General features: G+C 73.5%; 13 protein-coding genes and 2 pseudogenes. 4 read left to right on the top strand and 11 right to left on the bottom strand.

Going from position 1 to position 17,417, the window contains the following annotated elements; all coding sequences use genetic code 11:
- Positions 1–152: 152 nt before the first annotated feature.
- The 4 genes from ACOBQU_RS33915 to ACOBQU_RS33900 are packed head-to-tail and all read right to left on the bottom strand — an operon-like array spanning position 153 to position 4,216.
- Positions 153–1,544, bottom strand: a complete 1,392-nt coding sequence (locus tag ACOBQU_RS33915) for a hypothetical protein (protein WP_423632542.1) — start codon at positions 1,542–1,544, stop codon at positions 153–155.
- A complete protein-coding gene (locus ACOBQU_RS33910) occupies positions 1,531–2,589 on the bottom strand; it encodes a caspase family protein (RefSeq protein ID WP_423632540.1) in 1,059 nt (352 codons plus the stop codon). The genes ACOBQU_RS33915 and ACOBQU_RS33910 overlap by 14 nt, the downstream gene beginning before the upstream one ends.
- Positions 2,586–3,533, bottom strand: a complete 948-nt coding sequence (locus ACOBQU_RS33905) for a hypothetical protein (RefSeq protein ID WP_423632538.1) — start codon at positions 3,531–3,533, stop codon at positions 2,586–2,588. Before ACOBQU_RS33905 ends, ACOBQU_RS33910 begins: the two co-directional genes overlap by 4 nt.
- On the bottom strand, positions 3,464–4,216 hold the full coding sequence (locus tag ACOBQU_RS33900) for a hypothetical protein (protein WP_423632536.1): 753 nt from the start codon (positions 4,214–4,216) through the stop codon (positions 3,464–3,466). Before ACOBQU_RS33900 ends, ACOBQU_RS33905 begins: the two co-directional genes overlap by 70 nt.
- A 348-nt stretch (positions 4,217–4,564) precedes the next feature.
- Here ACOBQU_RS33900 and ACOBQU_RS33895 point away from each other — a divergent pair, with 348 nt between their 5' ends.
- The 3 genes from ACOBQU_RS33895 (at position 4,565) to ACOBQU_RS33885 (ending at position 7,993) form a co-directional block, all read left to right on the top strand.
- Positions 4,565–5,581, top strand: a complete 1,017-nt coding sequence (locus tag ACOBQU_RS33895; protein WP_423632534.1) for a DUF5954 family protein — start codon at positions 4,565–4,567, stop codon at positions 5,579–5,581.
- A gap of 219 nt (positions 5,582–5,800) precedes the next feature.
- Positions 5,801–6,640: a thioesterase II family protein gene (locus ACOBQU_RS33890; protein WP_423632532.1), complete on the top strand. Its 840-nt coding sequence runs from the start codon at positions 5,801–5,803 to the stop codon at positions 6,638–6,640.
- 891 nt (positions 6,641–7,531) lie between these two features.
- Positions 7,532–7,993 (top strand): protein-tyrosine phosphatase family protein, encoded by a 462-nt coding sequence (locus tag ACOBQU_RS33885; RefSeq protein WP_423632530.1) that lies wholly within the window; start codon positions 7,532–7,534, stop codon positions 7,991–7,993.
- Positions 7,994–8,076: 83 nt separating this feature from the next.
- Here ACOBQU_RS33885 and ACOBQU_RS33880 read toward each other — a convergent pair.
- From ACOBQU_RS33880 to ACOBQU_RS33855, 6 genes and pseudogenes are all read right to left on the bottom strand, one after another.
- Positions 8,077–9,480, bottom strand: a pseudogene (locus ACOBQU_RS33880) (alpha-amylase); the annotation flags it as partial.
- Between the two features lie 100 nt (positions 9,481–9,580).
- Positions 9,581–10,657 carry a LacI family DNA-binding transcriptional regulator gene (locus tag ACOBQU_RS33875; protein ID WP_423632528.1) on the bottom strand — a complete coding sequence of 359 codons (1,077 nt, stop codon included), beginning with the start codon at positions 10,655–10,657 and terminating at the stop codon, positions 9,581–9,583.
- Complete coding sequence (locus ACOBQU_RS33870) at positions 10,654–12,294, bottom strand: glycoside hydrolase family 13 protein (protein ID WP_423632526.1); 1,641 nt, start codon at positions 12,292–12,294, stop codon at positions 10,654–10,656. The genes ACOBQU_RS33875 and ACOBQU_RS33870 overlap by 4 nt, the downstream gene beginning before the upstream one ends.
- 43 nt (positions 12,295–12,337) lie before the next feature.
- Positions 12,338–13,195, bottom strand: coding sequence for a sugar ABC transporter permease (locus tag ACOBQU_RS33865; RefSeq protein WP_423632524.1), 858 nt, complete (start codon positions 13,193–13,195; stop codon positions 12,338–12,340).
- Positions 13,192–14,200, bottom strand: a pseudogene (locus ACOBQU_RS33860) (carbohydrate ABC transporter permease). The gene ACOBQU_RS33865 and the pseudogene ACOBQU_RS33860 overlap by 4 nt, the downstream one beginning before the upstream one ends.
- Before the next feature lie 2 nt (positions 14,201–14,202).
- Positions 14,203–15,474 (bottom strand): extracellular solute-binding protein, encoded by a 1,272-nt coding sequence (locus ACOBQU_RS33855; RefSeq protein WP_423632522.1) that lies wholly within the window; start codon positions 15,472–15,474, stop codon positions 14,203–14,205.
- A gap of 322 nt (positions 15,475–15,796) precedes the next feature.
- On the opposite strand from ACOBQU_RS33855, the gene ACOBQU_RS33850 reads away from it, so the two are divergent.
- Positions 15,797–16,831, top strand: coding sequence for a LacI family DNA-binding transcriptional regulator (locus ACOBQU_RS33850; protein ID WP_423632520.1), 1,035 nt, complete (start codon positions 15,797–15,799; stop codon positions 16,829–16,831).
- 19 nt (positions 16,832–16,850) lie between these two features.
- Here the strand turns inward: ACOBQU_RS33850 and ACOBQU_RS33845 are convergent, their stop codons facing one another.
- Positions 16,851–17,315: a MarR family winged helix-turn-helix transcriptional regulator gene (locus tag ACOBQU_RS33845; RefSeq protein WP_423632518.1), complete on the bottom strand. Its 465-nt coding sequence runs from the start codon at positions 17,313–17,315 to the stop codon at positions 16,851–16,853.
- Positions 17,316–17,417: the final 102 nt, after the last annotated feature.

Genomic DNA, 17,417 nt, shown 5'->3' with positions numbered 1-17,417 from the left:
CTTCGGGCTTTCCCACTTCCCCCCAACCCGTACGCCTCTGAGGCCCCCCATCCCGTACGCCCCCGAGCCCCTGGCCGACGGCCAGGGGCTGAGCCACCCCCCGCGTGGCTCAGTCCCCGACCGCCCGGGACGGGCGGTCCGCGCGGCGGTGGTCAGCCGCCGTCGGGCCGCCGCAGTTCCTCGATCGCCCGGTCCACGGGCCGGTGCGGCAGGCCCGTGCGGCGGCACAGCTCGTCCCGTGGCACGCTCCGCAGCACCTCGCCCACCGGCCTGCCCTCCAGGTGCGCGATCTCCCGCACATACGCCCGGACGCGGCTGACGGCGTCGGTGGCCAGCGGACGGCCGCCGCCCGCGGTGGCGCCGGGCCCGCCGCGCGCGGTCACCGCGGCGGGCGGCCAGCGCTCCTCCTCCAGCCAGGTCGTCCACACGCCCCGCCCCACCAGGTGCTCCGCGACCCGCTCCGCGGCGGAGCCGTCCTCGATCACCCCCGGGTCCACGGCGTCGGCCTCGATCAGCAACCGGCAGGACGCGGCCAGCATCGGCGCCGAGGTCACGTGCGGCGGCGCCGGGTCGAGCAGGGTCCGCAGCGCGGCGACGTCCGGGTGCCCGGGGACGTGCTCGGCGAGGCGCCGCACGACCTCCTCCAGGCGATGCCGGTCCGGTGTGCGGTCCAGGAGCATGGCGTGCGCCCCGACGATGCCGAGGAGCGGGTCGGCGCGGCCCGATGTCAGGGTTGCGAACAGCTGCGCGTCCGACGTCAGGTCGAGGCCCTGCCGCAGCCCGGACAGCGCCGCCTCCCGGGCGAGGCCGAGCGCGTCGTCGGCCGGTGCCCAGCCCGTGCCGAGCGGCGCCATCTCCACCGACGCGTACTGCGGCCGCGGCCCGTCGGGGCCGCTGCTGACGAACACGAGGGTGGCCCAGCCCTCCGCCACCCACAGCGCCTGCGCCAGCGGCAGGCCCTCCCCCGACGGCTCGCGCAGCCGCAACCGGTAGCCGCCGGGCGGCAGTGGGGCGCTCCACGCGGACCAGCCCTGCTGCTCGTCGACACGCCAGCCGGACGCGTCGCCGTCCACCGGCTCGCCGGTCTCGGAGGTGAGCTGGAGGGCGTACGGGTCGAGGCGCCAGCCGCGGCGGAGGGTGCGCAGCAGCACCATCAGGCTGGGCGTGCCGCGCCCGTGCGTGGGCTCGCGGCTGTAGCGCAGCGCGGCGGCGCGGTGCTCGTCGCGCGCGGTGGCGGTCCGCTCCACGGGCGCGGGCGCCGGGACGCGCGGCAGCGGCAGCCGCTCGGTGACCGCCTCCGTGCCGACCTCGACGAACCGGCTCGCCACCGCGCCCGCGAGGCGCTGCTCGATGCGGTAGAGGCCGGGCGCCACCGTGGTCGCGATGGTGCCCATGCCGTGCGCCACCTCGCGCAGCGCCGCGTCGGTGACGCTGATGTGCACGGACGGGGTGTCCGGGACGACGACGAACGGCACCTCATCGCCGTGCTCGGGCGCGGCGTCGGGACGGGTCTCCCGGGCGCGGGAGCGCTCAGAACTGGACACCGTGGCCCCCTCCGGTCACGACCTCGAAGTAGCCGCCGTCGCGGAGGTCCGGCGCCGTCACGCTCTCCGGGACGACCCGGTACAGGCCCGGCACCAGCGGCTCGGTGTGCGGGGCGCCGTCGACGTACAGGCGGCGCGGCGGGCTGATGTCGCGGCCGCGCAGCTCCACCCAGCCGCGGAAGCCGTCGGGGAAGCGCAGCGCCACCGGGTACGAGCCGATGCCCCGCAGCCCCTCGGCGAAGACGATCGGCGTGCTGGTCTCGCGCAGGAACCGGGCCTGCTGCGGCACGAGCGCCCGCGTGGTGCGGTCCAGGACGTGACGGCGTACGTAGTCGGCGAGGCTGTCGGAGGTGACCTTGCCCTCGGCGGTGACGGTACCGCCGCCCGCGCCCCGCAGGCCCTCCAGGAGGGCGGTGGTGAAGTGGCCCCGCGACTGGTCGGGGGCGGGTTCCTGCTGCTCGTACGCCGGGTCGCCGAGCGAGGTGGCGTACCCGACGAGGCACTCCACCTTGTCGGGTGCCTCGGTGGTGTCGGTGAACGGCGGCCCGAACGCGGCGACCCCGCCGTAGCGGGTGCGGCAGCAGTCCGCGAAGAAGACGATCTCGTGGAACGGCGACGCCGACTCGTACCAGGACAGATAGGGCCGTACGGCGATGTGGTGGCCGAGCAGGTCGATGGCGGCGTTGGCCATGAGCAGCGCCGCGTCGCCGCCGAACGGGGCGATGCCGTGGCCCGCGAGGAACAGGTACAGGCGGGTGTCGGCCCAGCTGCCGCCGTCCGCGACGGCCTGGCGGACGGCGCGGTGGGCCTGGTACAGGGCGCGGTTGACGGACTCGCGGGTGGGCACGGCGGTCAGCACGTCGGCCTCGCGCTCGTCCTGCTCGGTGGCCGTCACCAGCGTGACGTTGGCCTCGGGCACCTGGCCTCCGGCGGGGTCCACGAGCCAGTCGCGGAAGCGGGCCGCGTCGCCGCGCGCCCCGCGCAGGTCGCTGATCGCCGGGTAGCGGTTGATGCCGACGAGCACGGCGTAGTGCAGATCATTCATCGGGCGGTCCGGGCGGTCCGGGCGGCTCGGTCGACTCGGTCGCCTTGGTCGGTGGCGTCGGTGCCGTCGGCGGCGTCGGTCAGCATGCGGGTGAGGCTCGCCAGGATCTCCGGGTCGTCGTCGAAGGTGCCGTGGCTGCGGGCGCCCGAGGTGAGTCCGGGGCCGCCGTCCACGGGCGAGAACACCGTGCGCGTGGCGTCCGCCCGCAGGAAGGCCCGCAGGTCGCGGTCGTCGGGTCCGCCCTTGTCGTCCTGGAACCAGCGCTGGAGACCCACGAGCGGCGTGACGGCGCTCTGCCCGTCCGGGCCGCGTTCCAGGACGCCGGAGACGAAGTACAGCAGGGAGCGCGGGTACAGCAGCGGCACCAGGTGGTCGGCGCGCTCGGCCGGGTCGGTGAGGGTGAACATCCGCAGCCGGTCGAAGAGTTCCGCGCGGCGCCGTACGACCGGGGCGAGCTGGTCGGCCGTGCAGGCGGGCGCGAGCAGCACCACGTCGCTGACGCGGAAGTCCCGCGGCAGCGGGTCGTCGGCGTCGGCGCGCCTGCGGGCGAGGTCGTTGAGCAGGTGGCCGAGGAACACGGCGCCCGCGCTGTGGCCGACCAGGGTGACCCGCGGGCGCGCCCCGGAGGCGAGCAGCTGGCCGAAGCGGTCGAGGAAGTGGCGTCCGGCGCGCGGCTCGCCGCCGGGGGCGGTGAAGGTGTCGGCGGTCTGCCGCTTCATCGCGTCCCAGACGGCCGCGCCCACGTTGGCGAGGTAGAACTCGCGGAGGATCTCCTCGACGGCCGTCGGGTACAGGCCGTGGTCGGTGTGCGTGCGGAACCGGCCGACGACGGCGGTGACCACGCGGACCGTCTTGCGCACCAGCAGCGCCGACGTCACCACGGCGCGCCGGTTGTCGGCGGCCGCGGTCTCCGCCGCCAGCTCGGCCACGGTCCGCGGGGACATGAGGGTGGCGACCGCCGCGCGCCCCCGTCGATGTCGCGCGCGGCGGTCGGTGACGCGGCCGGGCGCAGGACCGAGCCGACGATCTCCCGGTTGCGCTCGGCGAGTTCGGTGTCCGCCGAGAGGTCGGCGGTGATGCGGACGCGTTCGGCCTCGGTGACCGGCGGGACGTCCGCGGGGGCCGTCAGGCGCGCGTACGGCTCCTGGCCGGTGCGCAGGCGGGCGAGTTCGGCGGCGACGGCCTTGGTGGACGGGGCGGCGAGGGCGCCGAGCGCGCGCTGGCCCGGCTCCTGGAAGACCAGGCCCGCGGCGAACCGGGTGACCCGGTTCAGGAGGGTCTGGAAGACGCCCTCGCTGAGGATCCGCGGCAGGTTGCCGCGCAGCACCTCGAGCAGGCCGCTGCTCCACACGAAGAACACCGGCTCGGCGCCCGCCGCCTCGTACACCGGGGCGAGCCGCGCGGCCGTCGCGAACCCCCGCTCCTCGTCGACGAGTCCGCCGTGGACGTGCAGCACCACGTGCGGCCGGTCCTTCAGGCGCGCGACCAGCGCGTCGACGTCGTCGGTTGTGGTCGAGGCGAGGCGGCCCCCCGGTCCCGTGTGGACGCAGCGCGTGCGCGGTGCGATGCCGGTCTGGATGCCGGTCTGGATGCCGGTCTGGGTGTCGGTCTGGGTGTCGGTCTGCATGTCGGACCTCCGGCCCGCCGGAGCCTCCCGCGGCCTTCCGCGGGAGCCCCGTCGCTCCTGGCGGGAGATCCCCACGGTAGGACCGCGGTCGGCGCCGCGTCCCCGGGGGCGGGCCCAGGGGTTACCCCAGGGAGGCGAACCCCCGGCGAACCCTGAGCGAACCCGAACGGCCCGTGGGCGGACCGCCGCTGAGGCGGGGCAGGGGCGGGGCATGGTGAGGCGGGGCAGGGGCGGGGCCGGGCCCCAATAGGACATGGGCATGTGCTCTGCCAAGCGATCGGCCGGTTCGTCATGCTCCCGCGTGACACGCCCCGGCGCCGCGGCCGCGGTCCCGTGACAATGGCCCGCATGGCTGACGACTGGAGGCAGCACATCGACGCGCTGCACGGCGAGTTGGTGCGCCGCGACGACCCGGCCGCGTGGGTCAGCGAGGCCGACGCGGTGGACGCCTCGTACCGGTATCCGCACCTGGCGGTGCGCGGCCCCGTCTTCGGCCTCGCCGCCCGTGAGGTCGGGGACACGGCACCGTGGCGGCTGCTGAGCGACGTCGCGGACGGCACGCCGCAGCAGGCGCGGGACGCGCTCAACTCGCTGCTGTGGTTCCGGGCGAAGGACGAGGCCGAGGGGCGGGCGCAGCGCCGCGCGCTGCTTCGGGCCGTCGGCACCCTGGAGCGGGAGCGGGTGAACGAGGTGACCGTGCTCGGCACCCGCTACCGGGTGGTGCGCGGCGAGGAGTTCGCGCGCGTCGGCGACGGCGGCCTCGAACCGCCGCGCCCGACGGACCCGGAGCCCGCCGTGCCGTCGTGGGACGAGACCCCGGCGGCGCCGTCGCACGACGTGGGCTTCGCACTCGACCCGGGCCGCTCCTGCGGCCTGATGGCGGGCGCGCTGCGCCTCGCGCTGCGCGGCTTCGCGTACGCCGGTGAGGACACGCCCGCCGCGCCGCGCGCGGACGCGGAGCGGGCCGTGCGGGACTTCCCGGACGTGGTGCTGCTGCCGGTCAGCTTCGGGGTCGCCGAGCGGCACGGCGAGCGGTGGCGCCCGCGCGGCGCCCTGATGCCCACGCCGCACGACGCGCGGAAGGTCCTGGTGCACGGCCTCACCGAGTTCTGGCCGCTGCTGTACGGCCTCGGCACCGCGGACCGGGCGGCGTTCGCCCGCGCCGCCGCCGAGTTCAAGGCGGCGGGGCGGGCCAACGAGGTCGTGGTGCGCGAGCGGTGCTTCCGGATCTGCCGGGTGGAGCGCATGATGCGGGTCGGCCCGGACGGGCCGGAGCCCGCGCGGCCGTCGGACCAGCAGACGACGGGGCCGATGAAGCTCCATCCGACGATGGACGAGGACGGCACGATCCACTACGACGACTGAGGCTCCGTACGGCGCCCGCGCCACTCCTGCGGCGGCCGGAGGCCCCCCACCGCACCCCTCGTCCGTCGTCGCGTCCGGGCGACCGGACAGGGGTGGGCCGCCCTGCTGTCGGCTTCGGGCACCTATCCTGGTTGCGGCACATGCCCGGCTTCTGGTTCCGTCGCGCGGGCGACCACGTGAACCGCGGCCCGACCGCCTACCTGCATCGACGGAGTGCTGATGACCACCGAACCGACGACGACGTCCCCGCACACCGGGTTCAACGCGACCTCTCCCGTGGCCCGTTGGCTGCGCCGCCCGCAGGCGCGGCCGGGGGCCAGGACCACCCTGGTGTGCTTCCCGCACGCGGGCGGCACCGCGTCCTTCTTCTACCCGTGGGCGAGCCTGGTGCCGCTGGACGTGGAGCTGGTCGCGGTGCAGTACCCGGGCCGCCAGGACCGGCTGGCGGAGCGGCCCATCAGCACGATGACCGAACTGGCCGACGCGGTCACGGAGATCCTGCGCGCGGGCCTGCGCACCGACCGCGACGTGGTCTTCTTCGGCCACAGCATGGGCGCGGCGCTCGCCTGGGAGACGGCGCTGCGCCTGGAGGCGGGCCCCGGCCCCGCGCCCCGCGAGGTCTTCGTGTCGGGCCGTCAGGGTCCGAGCCGCCAGCGTCCGGGCACGGTGCACCTGCTGCCGGAGGAGGGCCTGGTCCGGGAGATGCGGAAGCTGGGCGGCACCGACCCGCAGCTCCTCGACGACCCGGACGTGCGCGAGATGGTGCTGCCCGCCGTGCGCGCCGACTACCGCCTCATCGAGACCTACCGCCCCGACCTGACCGCCCGGCTGCGCTGCCCCCTCGGTGTGTTCACCGGCGACGAGGACGTCGAGGTGGCGCCCGAGGACGTCGAGGCGTGGCGCGAGGCCACCAGCGGCGAGGTCTTCACGCGAGTGCTGCCCGGCGACCACTTCTACCTCGCGGCGCAGGCGGGCCGGATCATCTCCACCATGTTCGGCAGCCGCTCCGGCGACGAGCCGACGGCCCCCGGGGAGCAGGGCGGCACCGCCCCGGCGTGACCCGCGCGCCGCAGCCCACAGGCGCGGCGGCCGGTCCGGTGGGGCCAAGGCCGCCGACGGCGACCTCGAAGGGGTGCGCGTCCGGGGCCCGTTGTCCGGCCCGCGGGGGCGCCCCACGGGGGTCGGCGGCGGCGTCACGTCGTGCCCCTGGCGGTGGGTGCCGTGGTGCGTGACGGGCCGCCCCGTCCAGTAGCGGTCGATCAGGTCGGGCCCCTCGTCGAGGAGTTCGCCCGGCACGGCCGGGTCCGTCGGCTCGCCGAAGCCGCCGAACTCGTCCTCGATCGGGCCGCCGAGCCCCGCCCCGACCACGGCGCGTCCGCCGCTGTCGCACGACGTGGTCCCAGACGAACAACGCCTCCCCGCCTGCCTCGTCGGCCGTGGCGGCCAGGGACGCCACGGTGCGTGCGTCGGCGACGTCACCGACGTCCGGGACGGTCAGGGAGAAGCGCGTGAGGGCATGGCGATGCGCCACGAGGGCTCGGAGCAATCGTCTTGCCGCCCTCGCGTGCCGTGCGTGGTGATCCGTCCGCTACGACGGCGGGGACGTCACCCCCTGGCGTCCGACCCTGATCACCACGGGCAGTCGCCCTCCGGCCTCGTGGGCCAGCACACCGAGCGTGAGCGTCGGGGCGGGCACGGGCCATCCCGACGGACAGATGCACTCCACCCGACCGCAGTAGGGGCAGACGGGAACGTTGTTCGTCATGACCGGCACTATGCCCTGCCGAAGTCAAGATTCCGTTAGAAGCTGATGATTATCGGCTCTCACGTTCCGCCACGTCCCTTCACCATCCGGTCACGCCGTACAGCGTATTCGGCCATCAGCGCAATGGCTGACGCGTACGGCGCCCCTCGATCTACGGTCACGGTGTGACCGAAAATGATGGGTACGTGACCGAAACGTGGGGACCTGGTGACGGAGGGATACTACGCCTTCCCTCCGGGCGGCTTGTGCGCGGACGCGGACTGCACCACCCCCAACCTGAGGGCGCGGAGCCGGTGTTCGGCGTCTACCTCCTGGGGCGGCCCGCGCCCGCCGTGACCTGGGAAGCGCGCTGGCTGCGCTGGCCCGACTTCCGGCTCCCCGCCGACCGCGAGGAGGCCCGGCGGGTGCTCGCCGAGGCCTGGGCGCGGGCCGCCACCGAACGCGTCGAGATCGCGTGCGGCGGCGGCATCGGCCGCACCGGCACGGCCCTGGCGTGCCTCGCCGTCCTCGACGGAGTGCCCGCCGGTGAGGCCGTGGCGTACGTCCGCGAGCACTACCACCGGCGGGCCGTCGAGACGCCGTGGCAGCGCCGCTATGTGCGCACGTTCGCCCCAGCGGCCAAGGCGCCACCGTCCGGGGGGCGTTGACGCCGCGGGCCGCGCGGCCAGGGGCACGGCGGCGGCGACGAGGGCCAGTGCCACGGCCGCCGTCAGCGGAGAGCGGGGCATCAGCAGCTCCTCGCGCCGACGTGCAGGGCGAGGGCGGTGTTCGGCGCGACGGACGCCGTGAAGCGGCCCGAGCCGTCCACCATCACGCTCCGGCCGCTCTGCACATCGCAGTAGCCGCCCGCCGGAAGGGACGTCTGGAAGGTGCGGCGCAGCTCCGCGCCCTCGTGGTTGATCACGACGTACGCCTTGTCGCCGCGCCCGAAGGCGATGGCGTCGCCGCCGTTGTCCCACCAGTGGGTCACGCCCGTGCCGCGCGCCGCGTTGCGCAGCTCGACCATGCTCCGGACCTCGGGCCAGGCGTGCTGGCACGTCCAGCCGTCGCGGTGGCAGGCCGCGACCCGGCCGCCGTTCGGCGGGCCCGCGTCGCGGTCGGTGAACTCGTAGCCGGAGTGCACGTCCGGGGAGCCGTAGGGCCAGGCCAGCATGAACACATGGGCGAGGGTGTGGTCGGCGCCGTCCTTGTACGTCAGGGTGTCGCCGCCGCGCTCGGTGTCGTGGTTGGCGACAAAGACCGCCGCCTTGCCGGAGGGCAGATAGGCCCAGCCCTCGCCGTAGTTCCTCAGGTGGGCGAGCTTCTCGCTCTGGAAGACCCGCTTGAGGTCGCGGGCGTAGCGGAACTCCTGCACATCGCCGCTGCCCAGGTACTCGTCCGGTGCGACGGCCTCGCCCGCGCCGAAGATGGCCTCCTGCTTCCAGTACGCGTGCGGGTTCTTCAGGCGCGCCTTGATGTCCTTGAGGTCGGCCGCGGCCATGTGCTTGGCCGCGTCCACCCGGAAGCCGTCGACGCCGAGGGAGAGCAGGTCGTTCAGGTACGCGGCGACGCGGCCGCGCACGTACTCCTCGCCGGTGTCCAGGTCGGCGAGTCCGACCAGTTCGCACTCCTGGACGTTGAAGCGGTCCTGGTAGTCGCTGATCGGGGCGGTGCAGTTGTCGAAGTCGGGGCGCGAGTAGAGGCCCGGGTAGTCGTACTTCGTATACCTGGAGCCACCGGTTCCGGTGCCGTTCCCGGCCGCCATGTGGTTGATGACGGTGTCGACGACGACCTTGACGCCCGCCTTGTGGCAGGTGTCGACCATGTCCTTGAAGGCGCCGCGGCCCCCGAGGCGCCCGGCGATCCGGTAGCTCACGGGCTGGTACGAGGTCCACCACTGCGGGCCCTGGATGTGCTCCTGCGGCGGCGACACCTGCACGGAGCCGTAGCCGTCGGGGCCCAGGCGGGCGGTGCACTCCTCGGCGACCGAGGCGAAGGTCCACTCGAAGAGGACGGCAGTGACGTCCTTGCCGCCGGGCGGGGCCGCCTGCGCCTGCGGGGCGGCGCCCACGACGCCGCCGCCGACGGCCGCGAGCAGGGCCAGGGTCGCGGTGCGGGGCCGTGGGCGGCGCGCGCCGCCGCTGTGGGGGGTCACGGGGCCTCCTGTGGGGGTGTGGGCGCGAGAGGATGAAGGATGTTGCAGAAAGATTTCGACTGCGTTTGCGCCGTGACCGTACGGCGGTCAACCACCCCGGTCAACCCTCCTGACGCGCCTGCCCGGTTGAGCCCCGTACGACGAGTTCCGGCTGGAACACGAACTCGGTGCGCTGCACCGGATGGCCCGCGATCTCCTCCAGGAGCGCGCCGACGGCCGCCGACGCCATCGCGTGCACGGGCTGGCGCACCGTGGTCAGCGGCGGGTCGGTGAACGCGATGAGCGGCGAGTCGTCGAAGCCGACCACCGACACGTCGCCGGGCACCGTCAGGCCCCGCTGGCGGGCGGCCCGCACCGCGCCGAGCGCCATCAGGTCGCTGCCGCACACCACGGCGGTGCAGCCCGCGTCGAGGAGCGCGCTGGCCGCCGCGTGCCCGCCCTCGACGGTGAACAGCGTGTGCCGCACGAGCCCTTGGGCGTCCCCCTGTGCCGGGCCGAAGTGCTCGCGCAGCGCCGCCGTGAATCCCTCCGCCTTGCGCCGCGAGGGCACGTACCGGCTCGGCCCGAGGGCCAGGCCGATCCGCTCGTGGCCCAGCTCCACCAGGTGGCGCACCGCCATCCGCATCGCGGCGCGGTCGTCCGGCGAGACGAAGGAGACGGGGATGTCCGGGTGGTAGCCGTTGATGAGCACGAACGGCACGCCTCGGCCCGCGAGTTCGAGGTAGCGGCCGGGGTCGGCGGTGGTGTCGGCGTGCAGGCCGGACAGGAAGACGACGCCGCTGACGCCGCGCGCCTCCAGCTGCTCGACCAGTTCGTCCTCGGTGGCGCCGCCCGGCAGCTGCGTGCACAGCATCGGCGTGTAGCCGTGCCCGGCCAGGACCTGCTCGACGACCTGCGCGAACGCCGGGAAGATCGGGTTGGTCAGCTCGGGGATGACCAGGCCGACCAGGCCCGCGCTGCGGCGCTTGAGGCGCACCGGCCGCTCGTAGCCGAGGACGTCGAGCGCGGCGAGCACCCGGCGCCGGGTCGCGGTGGCGACGCCCGCCTTGCCGTTCAGGACGCGGCTCGCGGTGGCCTCGCTGACCTCGGCCTGCGCCGCGATGTCCGCGAGCCGCGGGGCGCCGCGCTCGGAGTCACGGGGGCTCCGGTCGGCGTCCCGCGGCGGGGAGGTCGTCACACCGCCCACCACACGGTGGTGTCGGCGGGCAGCACCACGTGGTCGCCGTCGGCCTCCTCCATGTCTCCGCTGGCCAGGAGCGCGCGGCCCGGCACCGGAATCCGTACGGCCGCCCCCGTGGTGTTGGCGGTGCACACGAACCCCTCGCGGCGGAAGGCGAGCACGCCCTCGGGCGCGTCCAGCCACTGGAGGGCGTCGCCCGCGCCGAGCCCCGGCTGCGCCCGGCGCACCCGCAGGGCCTCGCGGTACAGCTCCAGGGTCGAGCCGGGCACGCCGGTCTGCGCCTGCACGCTCAGCTCGCCCCAGCCCTCGGGCTGCGGCAGCCAGCTGCCGCCCGTCCCGAACCCGTACGACGGGCCGTCCTTGGTCCAGGGGATCGGCACCCGGCAGCCGTCGCGGAACCCGTCCTGGCCGTGCGCCCGGTGGAAGGAGGGGTCCTGGCGCACCTCGTCGGGCAGGTCGGTGACGTCGGGCAGGCCGAGTTCCTCGCCCTGGTAGAGGTACGCGGAGCCGGGCAGGGCCAGCATCAGGAGCGTGGCGGCGCGGGCGCGGCGCAGGCCGAGCGCGCGGTCGCCGGGGGTGCGCAGCTGGGTGCCGAGGCCCGGCGGGTTGGCGAACCGCGTGGCGTGCCGGGTGACGTCGTGGTTGGACAGGACCCAGGTCGCGGGGGCGCCGACGGGGCGCATCGCGGCGAGCGAGGAGTCGATGACGGCGCGCAGCTCGGCCGCGTCCCAGTAGGTGCCCAGGTACTGGAAGTTGAAGGCCTGGTGCAGTTCGTCGGGGCGCACGTACAGGGCGGTGCGCTCGACGGTCGGCGTCCAGGCCTCCGCCACCAGGATCCGCTCCCCCGCGTACTCGGTGAGGATCTGCCGCCAGCCGCGGTAGATCTCGTGCACGCCGTCCTGGTCGAAGAACGGCATGGTGTCGTTGCCGAGCAGCTTGACCTGGTCGCGGCGGCCGATGTCGGGCAGCCCCGCGGCCTTGACCAGGCCGTGGGCGACGTCGACGCGGAAGCCGTCGACGCCGAGGTCCAGCCAGAACCGCAGGATGGAGCGGAACTCGTCGTGGACGGCGGGGTGGTCCCAGTTGAAGTCGGGCTGCTCGGGGGCGAAGAGGTGCAGGTACCACTCGCCGTCGGGTACGCGGGTCCAGGCGGGCCCGCCGAACACGGACTCCCAGTCGTTGGGCGGCAGTTCGCCGTGCTCGCCCTTGCCGGGGCGGAAGTGGTAGCGCCCCCTGAGCGGCGATCCGGGCCCTTCGGCGAGGGCCCGCCGGAACCAGTCGTGCTGGTCGGAGGAGTGGTTGGGCACCAGGTCGACGATGATCCGCAGGCCGAGGGCGTGGGCGTCGCGGATGACGGCTTCGGCGTCCTGGAGGGTGCCGAACACGGGGTCGATGGCGCGGTAGTCGGCGACGTCGTAGCCCGCGTCGGCCTGCGGCGAGGCGTAGAACGGGGAGAGCCAGACGGCGTCGACGCCGAGGTCCTGCAGATGGGGCAGCCGGGCGCGGACGCCCGCCAGGTCGCCCATGCCGTCGCCGTTGGAGTCGGCGAAGCTGCGCGGGTAGACCTGGTAGATGACCGCGCCGCGCCACCAGTCGGCGGCGGGGGCGGCGGAGTCGGCGGGGTGCTTGCTCATGTCGTCCTTGGGAACGTGGGAGGTGCGGGCGGGTGCGGGGGCGTCAGGACTTCGTGGCTCCGGCGGTCAGGCCGGAGACGAGGTGCCGCTGGACGAGCCCGAAGATCACCGCGGCGGGCACGGCCACGATGACGGCGGCGGCGGTCAGCGAACCCCAGTCGCTGGTGTACTGGTTGACGAAGGTCTGGAGGCCGCCCGCGAGGGTCAGGTTCTCCTCGCCCGTCATGAACGCGGAGGCGTAGGCGACCTCCGCCCAGGCGGTGATGAAGCTGTAGAAGCCGGTCACGGCGAGGCCGGGTCTGGCGAGCGGCAGGATCAGCCGCCAGAAGACGCCGAACGGGTTGAGCCCGTCCACGCGCCCCGCCTCGTCGATCTCGGCCGGGATGGTGTCGAAGTACCCCTTCATCATCCAGGCGCTGAACGGCACCGCGATCGTCAGGTAGGTGAGGACCAGGCCGAGGGGCTGGTTGAGCAGTTCCATGGCGGCCAGCAGGTTGTACAGCGGCACGATCAGGACGGCGACCGGGAACATCTGCGTGATGAGCAGCAGCCACATCAGGGGCCGCATGCCGGGGAAGCGGAAGCGGCTCACCGCGTACCCGGTGGTCGCGGAGATGAAGACGCCGATGACCGTGGTCAGGCCGACCACGAGCAGCGAGTTGCCCACCCAGTCCAGGAACTTGGTGTCGTTCAGGACGTGGTCGTAGTTGCCGAGCGTGAAGTCCTTGACCAGGGCGGTCGAGAACGCCTCGCTCTGCGGTTTGAACGACGTGACCAGCAGCCACAGCGGCGGCAGGACCGCGATGAGGCTGGCGATCAGCAGCGTCGTGTGCAGCGCGACGGAGGCGAGCGGCCCGCGTTCGCCGCGCGGTCGGGGCGTGCTGTGCTTCCGCACGGTCACCACACCTCTCCCTGTCTGCGGAGCGCGCGGCGGTAGACCACCGCGAAGAGCGAAAGGAGCAGCAGGATCAGCACGCCCAGGCGGCGGATCCGGCGAAGTCGCGGGGGCTGACGACGAACGAGAGCCGGTAGGCGTACGTCACCAGGATCTCCGTGGCGTCGCCCGGGCCGCCCGGGTGAGCAGGAAGATCACCGGGAACATGTTGAACGTCCAGATGGCGCTGATGAGGACGACGGTGCTGCTGACGGTCCTGAGGCCCGGCAGGGTCACGTACCGGAAGCGCTGCCAGGCGCTCGCGCCGTCCATCTCCGCGGCCTCGTACAGCTCGCGCGGGATGGACTGGAGGCCGCCGAGCATGGCGACCAGCATGAACGGCACGCCGAGCCAGACGTTGACGGCGATCACGGAGACCTTCGCCCAGGTGGGGTCGTTCAGCCAGGGGACGGCGTCGATGCCGCCGCCTTCGAGGATCTTGTTGAGCAGGCCGTTCTTCTCGTTGAAGAGCAGCCGCCAGGTGAAGACGGAGACGAACGCGGGCACGGCCCAGGGCAGGATCAGCGCCATCCGGTAGACGGAGCGGCCCCTGAGCTTGCGGTTGAGCATGTTCGCGAGGGCGAGCCCGAGGACGAAGGACAGGGCGACGCAGGACACCGTCCAGACGACGGTCCAGGTCAGCCGGTCCCAGAAGACGCCGTCGTCGAGGATGGCCCGGTAGTTGTCCAGGCCGACGGACTCGTAGGTGGCGGGGATGTGGTTGACGCCGATGGTGCGCTCGACGTTCGCCTCGTTGGCGTCGGTCGTGGACAGGTAGACGCCGCGGGCCAGCGGGTAGCCGACGATGACGCCGATGACGATCACCACGGGGGCGACCATGGCCCAGGCGTACCAGTGGGTGGCGAGCGCTCTGCGCAGGCGTCCGGGGTGCTTTCCGGCGCGGGGGCCGCGGTCGCGGACGCGCTCGGCGTCCGCGGCCGGGGCCGCCCGGCGGTGGCTGTCGAGGGCCATCGCTACTGGTAGTCCTTGAGGAGCTTGCGGTAGGCGTCGCCGATGCCCTTGGCGCCGTCGCCGGGCGAGGTGTCGCCGCCGAGGACCTTGCCCATCTGGAGCCGGATCGGCTCGAACAGGGAGTTGGCCTCGGGGATCCACGGCCGCTGCACGGACTTGTCGACGGCGGGCTTGAAGAACTGGACCATCTGGTTGCCCTGGACGGACTTGGCCTTGTACACGGACGTGCGGGTGGGCAGCAGGCTGAGCTTCTCGGTGGTCTGCTGCTGCACCTTCGCCGAGCTCATGTACTTGATGAAGGCGTAGGAGGCGTCGAGGTTCTTGGAGCCCGCGTACGCGGCGAGGTTCCAGCCGCCCTGCGGGGAGGCCTGGCGGGCGCTGCCGCCGGGCACCGGGGCGACGCCCAGGTTGGCCTTGTCGTCTTTGAACTGCTTGCCCGCGAGAGCCCCTTCGATGGACCAGGGGCCGTCGAGGGCCATCGCGACGTCGCCGTCCTTGAAGGCGTTGAGCTGGTTGTTGTAGCCGTCGCTGGCGTCGGTGACGGCGGCCTTGGAGTCGACGAGGTCCTTCATGACCTTGAAGGCGGCCTCGCCCTCGGCGTCGTCTACGGTGATCTCCTTCTTCTTGGTGTCGAGGAGGTCACCACCCTCGCCGTAGAGGTAGGGCAGGTAGAAGTACGGGTCGTCGCCGCGCAGGTACAGGCCGGTCTTGCCGGTCTTCGACTTGATCTTCTTGGCGGCGGACTTGACGTCGGCGAAGGTCTTGGGGACCTCGACGCCCGCCGCCTTGAGCATCTTCTTGTTGTAGAAGAGCGCGAGGGTGTCGATGGTCTGCGGGACGGCGTACGTCTTGCCCTTGAACCTGGTGCTGGCGGCGGCCTGCGGCAGGTAGTCGTCCGCCTTGTCGAGGGCGGTGGTGTCGTCGAGGGGCGCGAGGTAGCCGAGGTTGGCGAAGTCGGCGACCCAGGCGACCTCGGTGCGCATCACGTCGGGGGCGCCGGAGTTGCCGCCCGCGGCGTTCTTGAACTTGGCGTTGGCCTCGCCGAACGGGACGTTGACGTAGTTGACCTTCACGCCGGGGTGCAGGTCCTCGAAGCCCTTGGCGAGCTTCTCGTACGTGCTCTTCTCCGCGTCGTTCGAGGTGTCCCAGAACGTCACGGTGCCGGAGAGCCTGCCGCCGCTCTTCTTCCCGCCGTCGCCGTCGTCGCCGCCGCACGCCGCCACGGTCAGGGTGAGGGCGGCGACCAGTGCGGTGGCCGCTGTGCCACGCCGCATGTGAACTCCTTCAACTGGTCCCGGAACGTGCCGGGATGATCCCGGAATGACCCGGAGATGAGGGACATAAAGGGGGAGGCGAAGAGGTGCCTCCCGGGGGCCGCACTCGACGCGGCGCCGGGTTGGCAGGAACGTAACAGGCTTGAAAACGTCTCGAAAGACCTTGCGGCGATTTTCTGCAAGAGGCGTCGATCGTTACCGTCACGTGTCCGGAAGGTTGCCGCGCTCCCTCGCGATCCCCCAGGCAGCAGCCCGGGAGGCAGCCCTCGCAAGCTTGCGCAAGCGGTGGGCAAGACGGCGTCCGGCCGGTACAGTCCCCCGCATGACCGCACGGCTCGTCGACATCGCAGCCCAGGCGGGGGTCAGCGAGGCGACGGTGAGCCGGGTCCTGAACGGCAAGCCGGGCGTGTCCGCGGCCACCCGCGAAGCCGTCCTCGCCGCGCTCGACGTGCTCGGCTACGAACGGCCCGTCAAGCTGCGCCGCCGCGCCAGCGCGGGCCTGGTCGGCCTGATCACGCCCGAGCTGGACAACCCGATCTTCCCCGCGCTCGCCCAGGTCATCGGCCAGGCCCTGACCCGGCAGGGCTACACGCCGGTGCTCGCCACGCAGACCCCGGGCGGCTCCACGGAGGACGAGCTGACGGAGATGCTGGTGGACCGGGGCGTCGCCGGGATCATCTTCGTCTCCGGACTGCACGCGGACACCACGGCGGACATGGGCCGCTACGCGTCCCTGCGCGCCCAGGGCGTCCCCCACGTCCTGGTCAACGGCTTCTCACCCGAGGTCGACGCGGCCTTCGTGTCGACCGACGACCGGGCCGCGGTGCGCCTCGCCGTGCGGCATCTGGCCTCGCTCGGCCACACCAGGATCGGCCTCGCGGTCGGGCCCCGGCGGTTCGTGCCCGTCGTCCGCAAGATCGAGGGCTTCCGGCTCGGCACGGGCGAGTTGCTCGGCCTGTCCCCCGAGGAGGCCGACGAGTTGGTGGAGCACTCCCTCTACACCCTGGAGGGCGGGCAGGCGGCCGCGGCCGCGCTGATCGCGCGCGGCTGCACGGGCCTGGTGTGCGCCAGCGACATGATGGCGCTCGGCGCCGTCCGCGCCGCCCGCGAGCGGGGCCTGGACGTGCCCCGGGACGTCTCGGTGGTCGGCTTCGACGACTCCCCGCTCATCGCGTTCACCGACCCGCCCCTGACCACGGTCCGCCAGCCCGTCCAGGCGATGGGGCAGGCGGCGGTGCGCACCCTCCTGGAGGAGATCGGCGGCACGCCCGCCCCGCACAGCGAGTTCGTGTTCCTGCCCGAGCTGGTGGTGCGGGGATCCACGGCGTCCGGACGGCGCGGCGAGCGGACGCCCTGACCGGCGCGCCCCGCGGCGGCTAGGCCGGGCTCCCGCCCAGCCTGCGCACGACCTCGCCGAGGCCCTCCCGCAGGGCCGCGAGCTGGTCGGCGGTGAGCACGTCGACGAGGTGGGCGCGGACCACCGCGACATGGCCGGGCGCCGCCTCTTCGAGGCGGGCGCGGCCCGCGTCGGTGAGGACGGCGTAGACGCCGCGCACATCGCGCTCGCAGGAGCGGCGGCGCACCAGGCCCGCCTTCTCCAGCTGGGTGATCTGGTACGTGAGGCCGCTCTTGGTGGTGATGACGGCGTCCGCCAGCTCGCTCATGCGCAGGGCGCCGCCCTCGGCGGCGGAGAGCCTGACCAGGACCTCGTACTGGAGGTGCGACAGGCCCGCCTCGTCCTTCAGCTGCTGCTCGATGCGCCGGTCGAGCAGCGCCCCCGCGGTCAGGAAGGCCTGCCAGGCGGCCATCTCGTCGTCGTCGAGCCAGTTCGTTTCGGCCATGGCGGCAGCGTACGCCTGTTGTTCAAATTCAAACAATCAGCTACGGTCGGGGCATGGTTCAAATTTGAACCTACGGGGTACCCGCCTCCGCAGCACGGGACG

Source organism: Streptomyces sp. G45 (assembly GCF_049542095.1).
Taxonomy (GTDB): Bacteria; Actinomycetota; Actinomycetes; order Streptomycetales; family Streptomycetaceae; genus Streptomyces.
Note: the sequence above shows the minus strand (reverse complement) of the source record. Positions and strands in the feature narration are given on the sequence as shown.

Coding starts and splice junctions, on each gene's coding strand:
- ACOBQU_RS33910 (WP_423632540.1), bottom strand. CDS start 2,589: ATGAATGATCTGCACTACGCCGTGCTCGTCGGCATCAACCGCTACCCG.
- ACOBQU_RS33905 (WP_423632538.1), bottom strand. CDS start 3,533: ATGTCCCCGCGGACCGTGGCCGAGCTGGCGGCGGAGACCGCGGCCGCC.
- ACOBQU_RS33900 (WP_423632536.1), bottom strand. CDS start 4,216: ATGCAGACCGACACCCAGACCGACACCCAGACCGGCATCCAGACCGGC.
- ACOBQU_RS33895 (WP_423632534.1), top strand. CDS start 4,565: ATGGCTGACGACTGGAGGCAGCACATCGACGCGCTGCACGGCGAGTTG.
- ACOBQU_RS33890 (WP_423632532.1), top strand. CDS start 5,801: ATGACCACCGAACCGACGACGACGTCCCCGCACACCGGGTTCAACGCG.
- ACOBQU_RS33870 (WP_423632526.1), bottom strand. CDS start 12,294: ATGAGCAAGCACCCCGCCGACTCCGCCGCCCCCGCCGCCGACTGGTGG.
- ACOBQU_RS33855 (WP_423632522.1), bottom strand. CDS start 15,474: ATGCGGCGTGGCACAGCGGCCACCGCACTGGTCGCCGCCCTCACCCTG.
- ACOBQU_RS33850 (WP_423632520.1), top strand. CDS start 15,797: ATGACCGCACGGCTCGTCGACATCGCAGCCCAGGCGGGGGTCAGCGAG.
- ACOBQU_RS33845 (WP_423632518.1), bottom strand. CDS start 17,315: ATGGCCGAAACGAACTGGCTCGACGACGACGAGATGGCCGCCTGGCAG.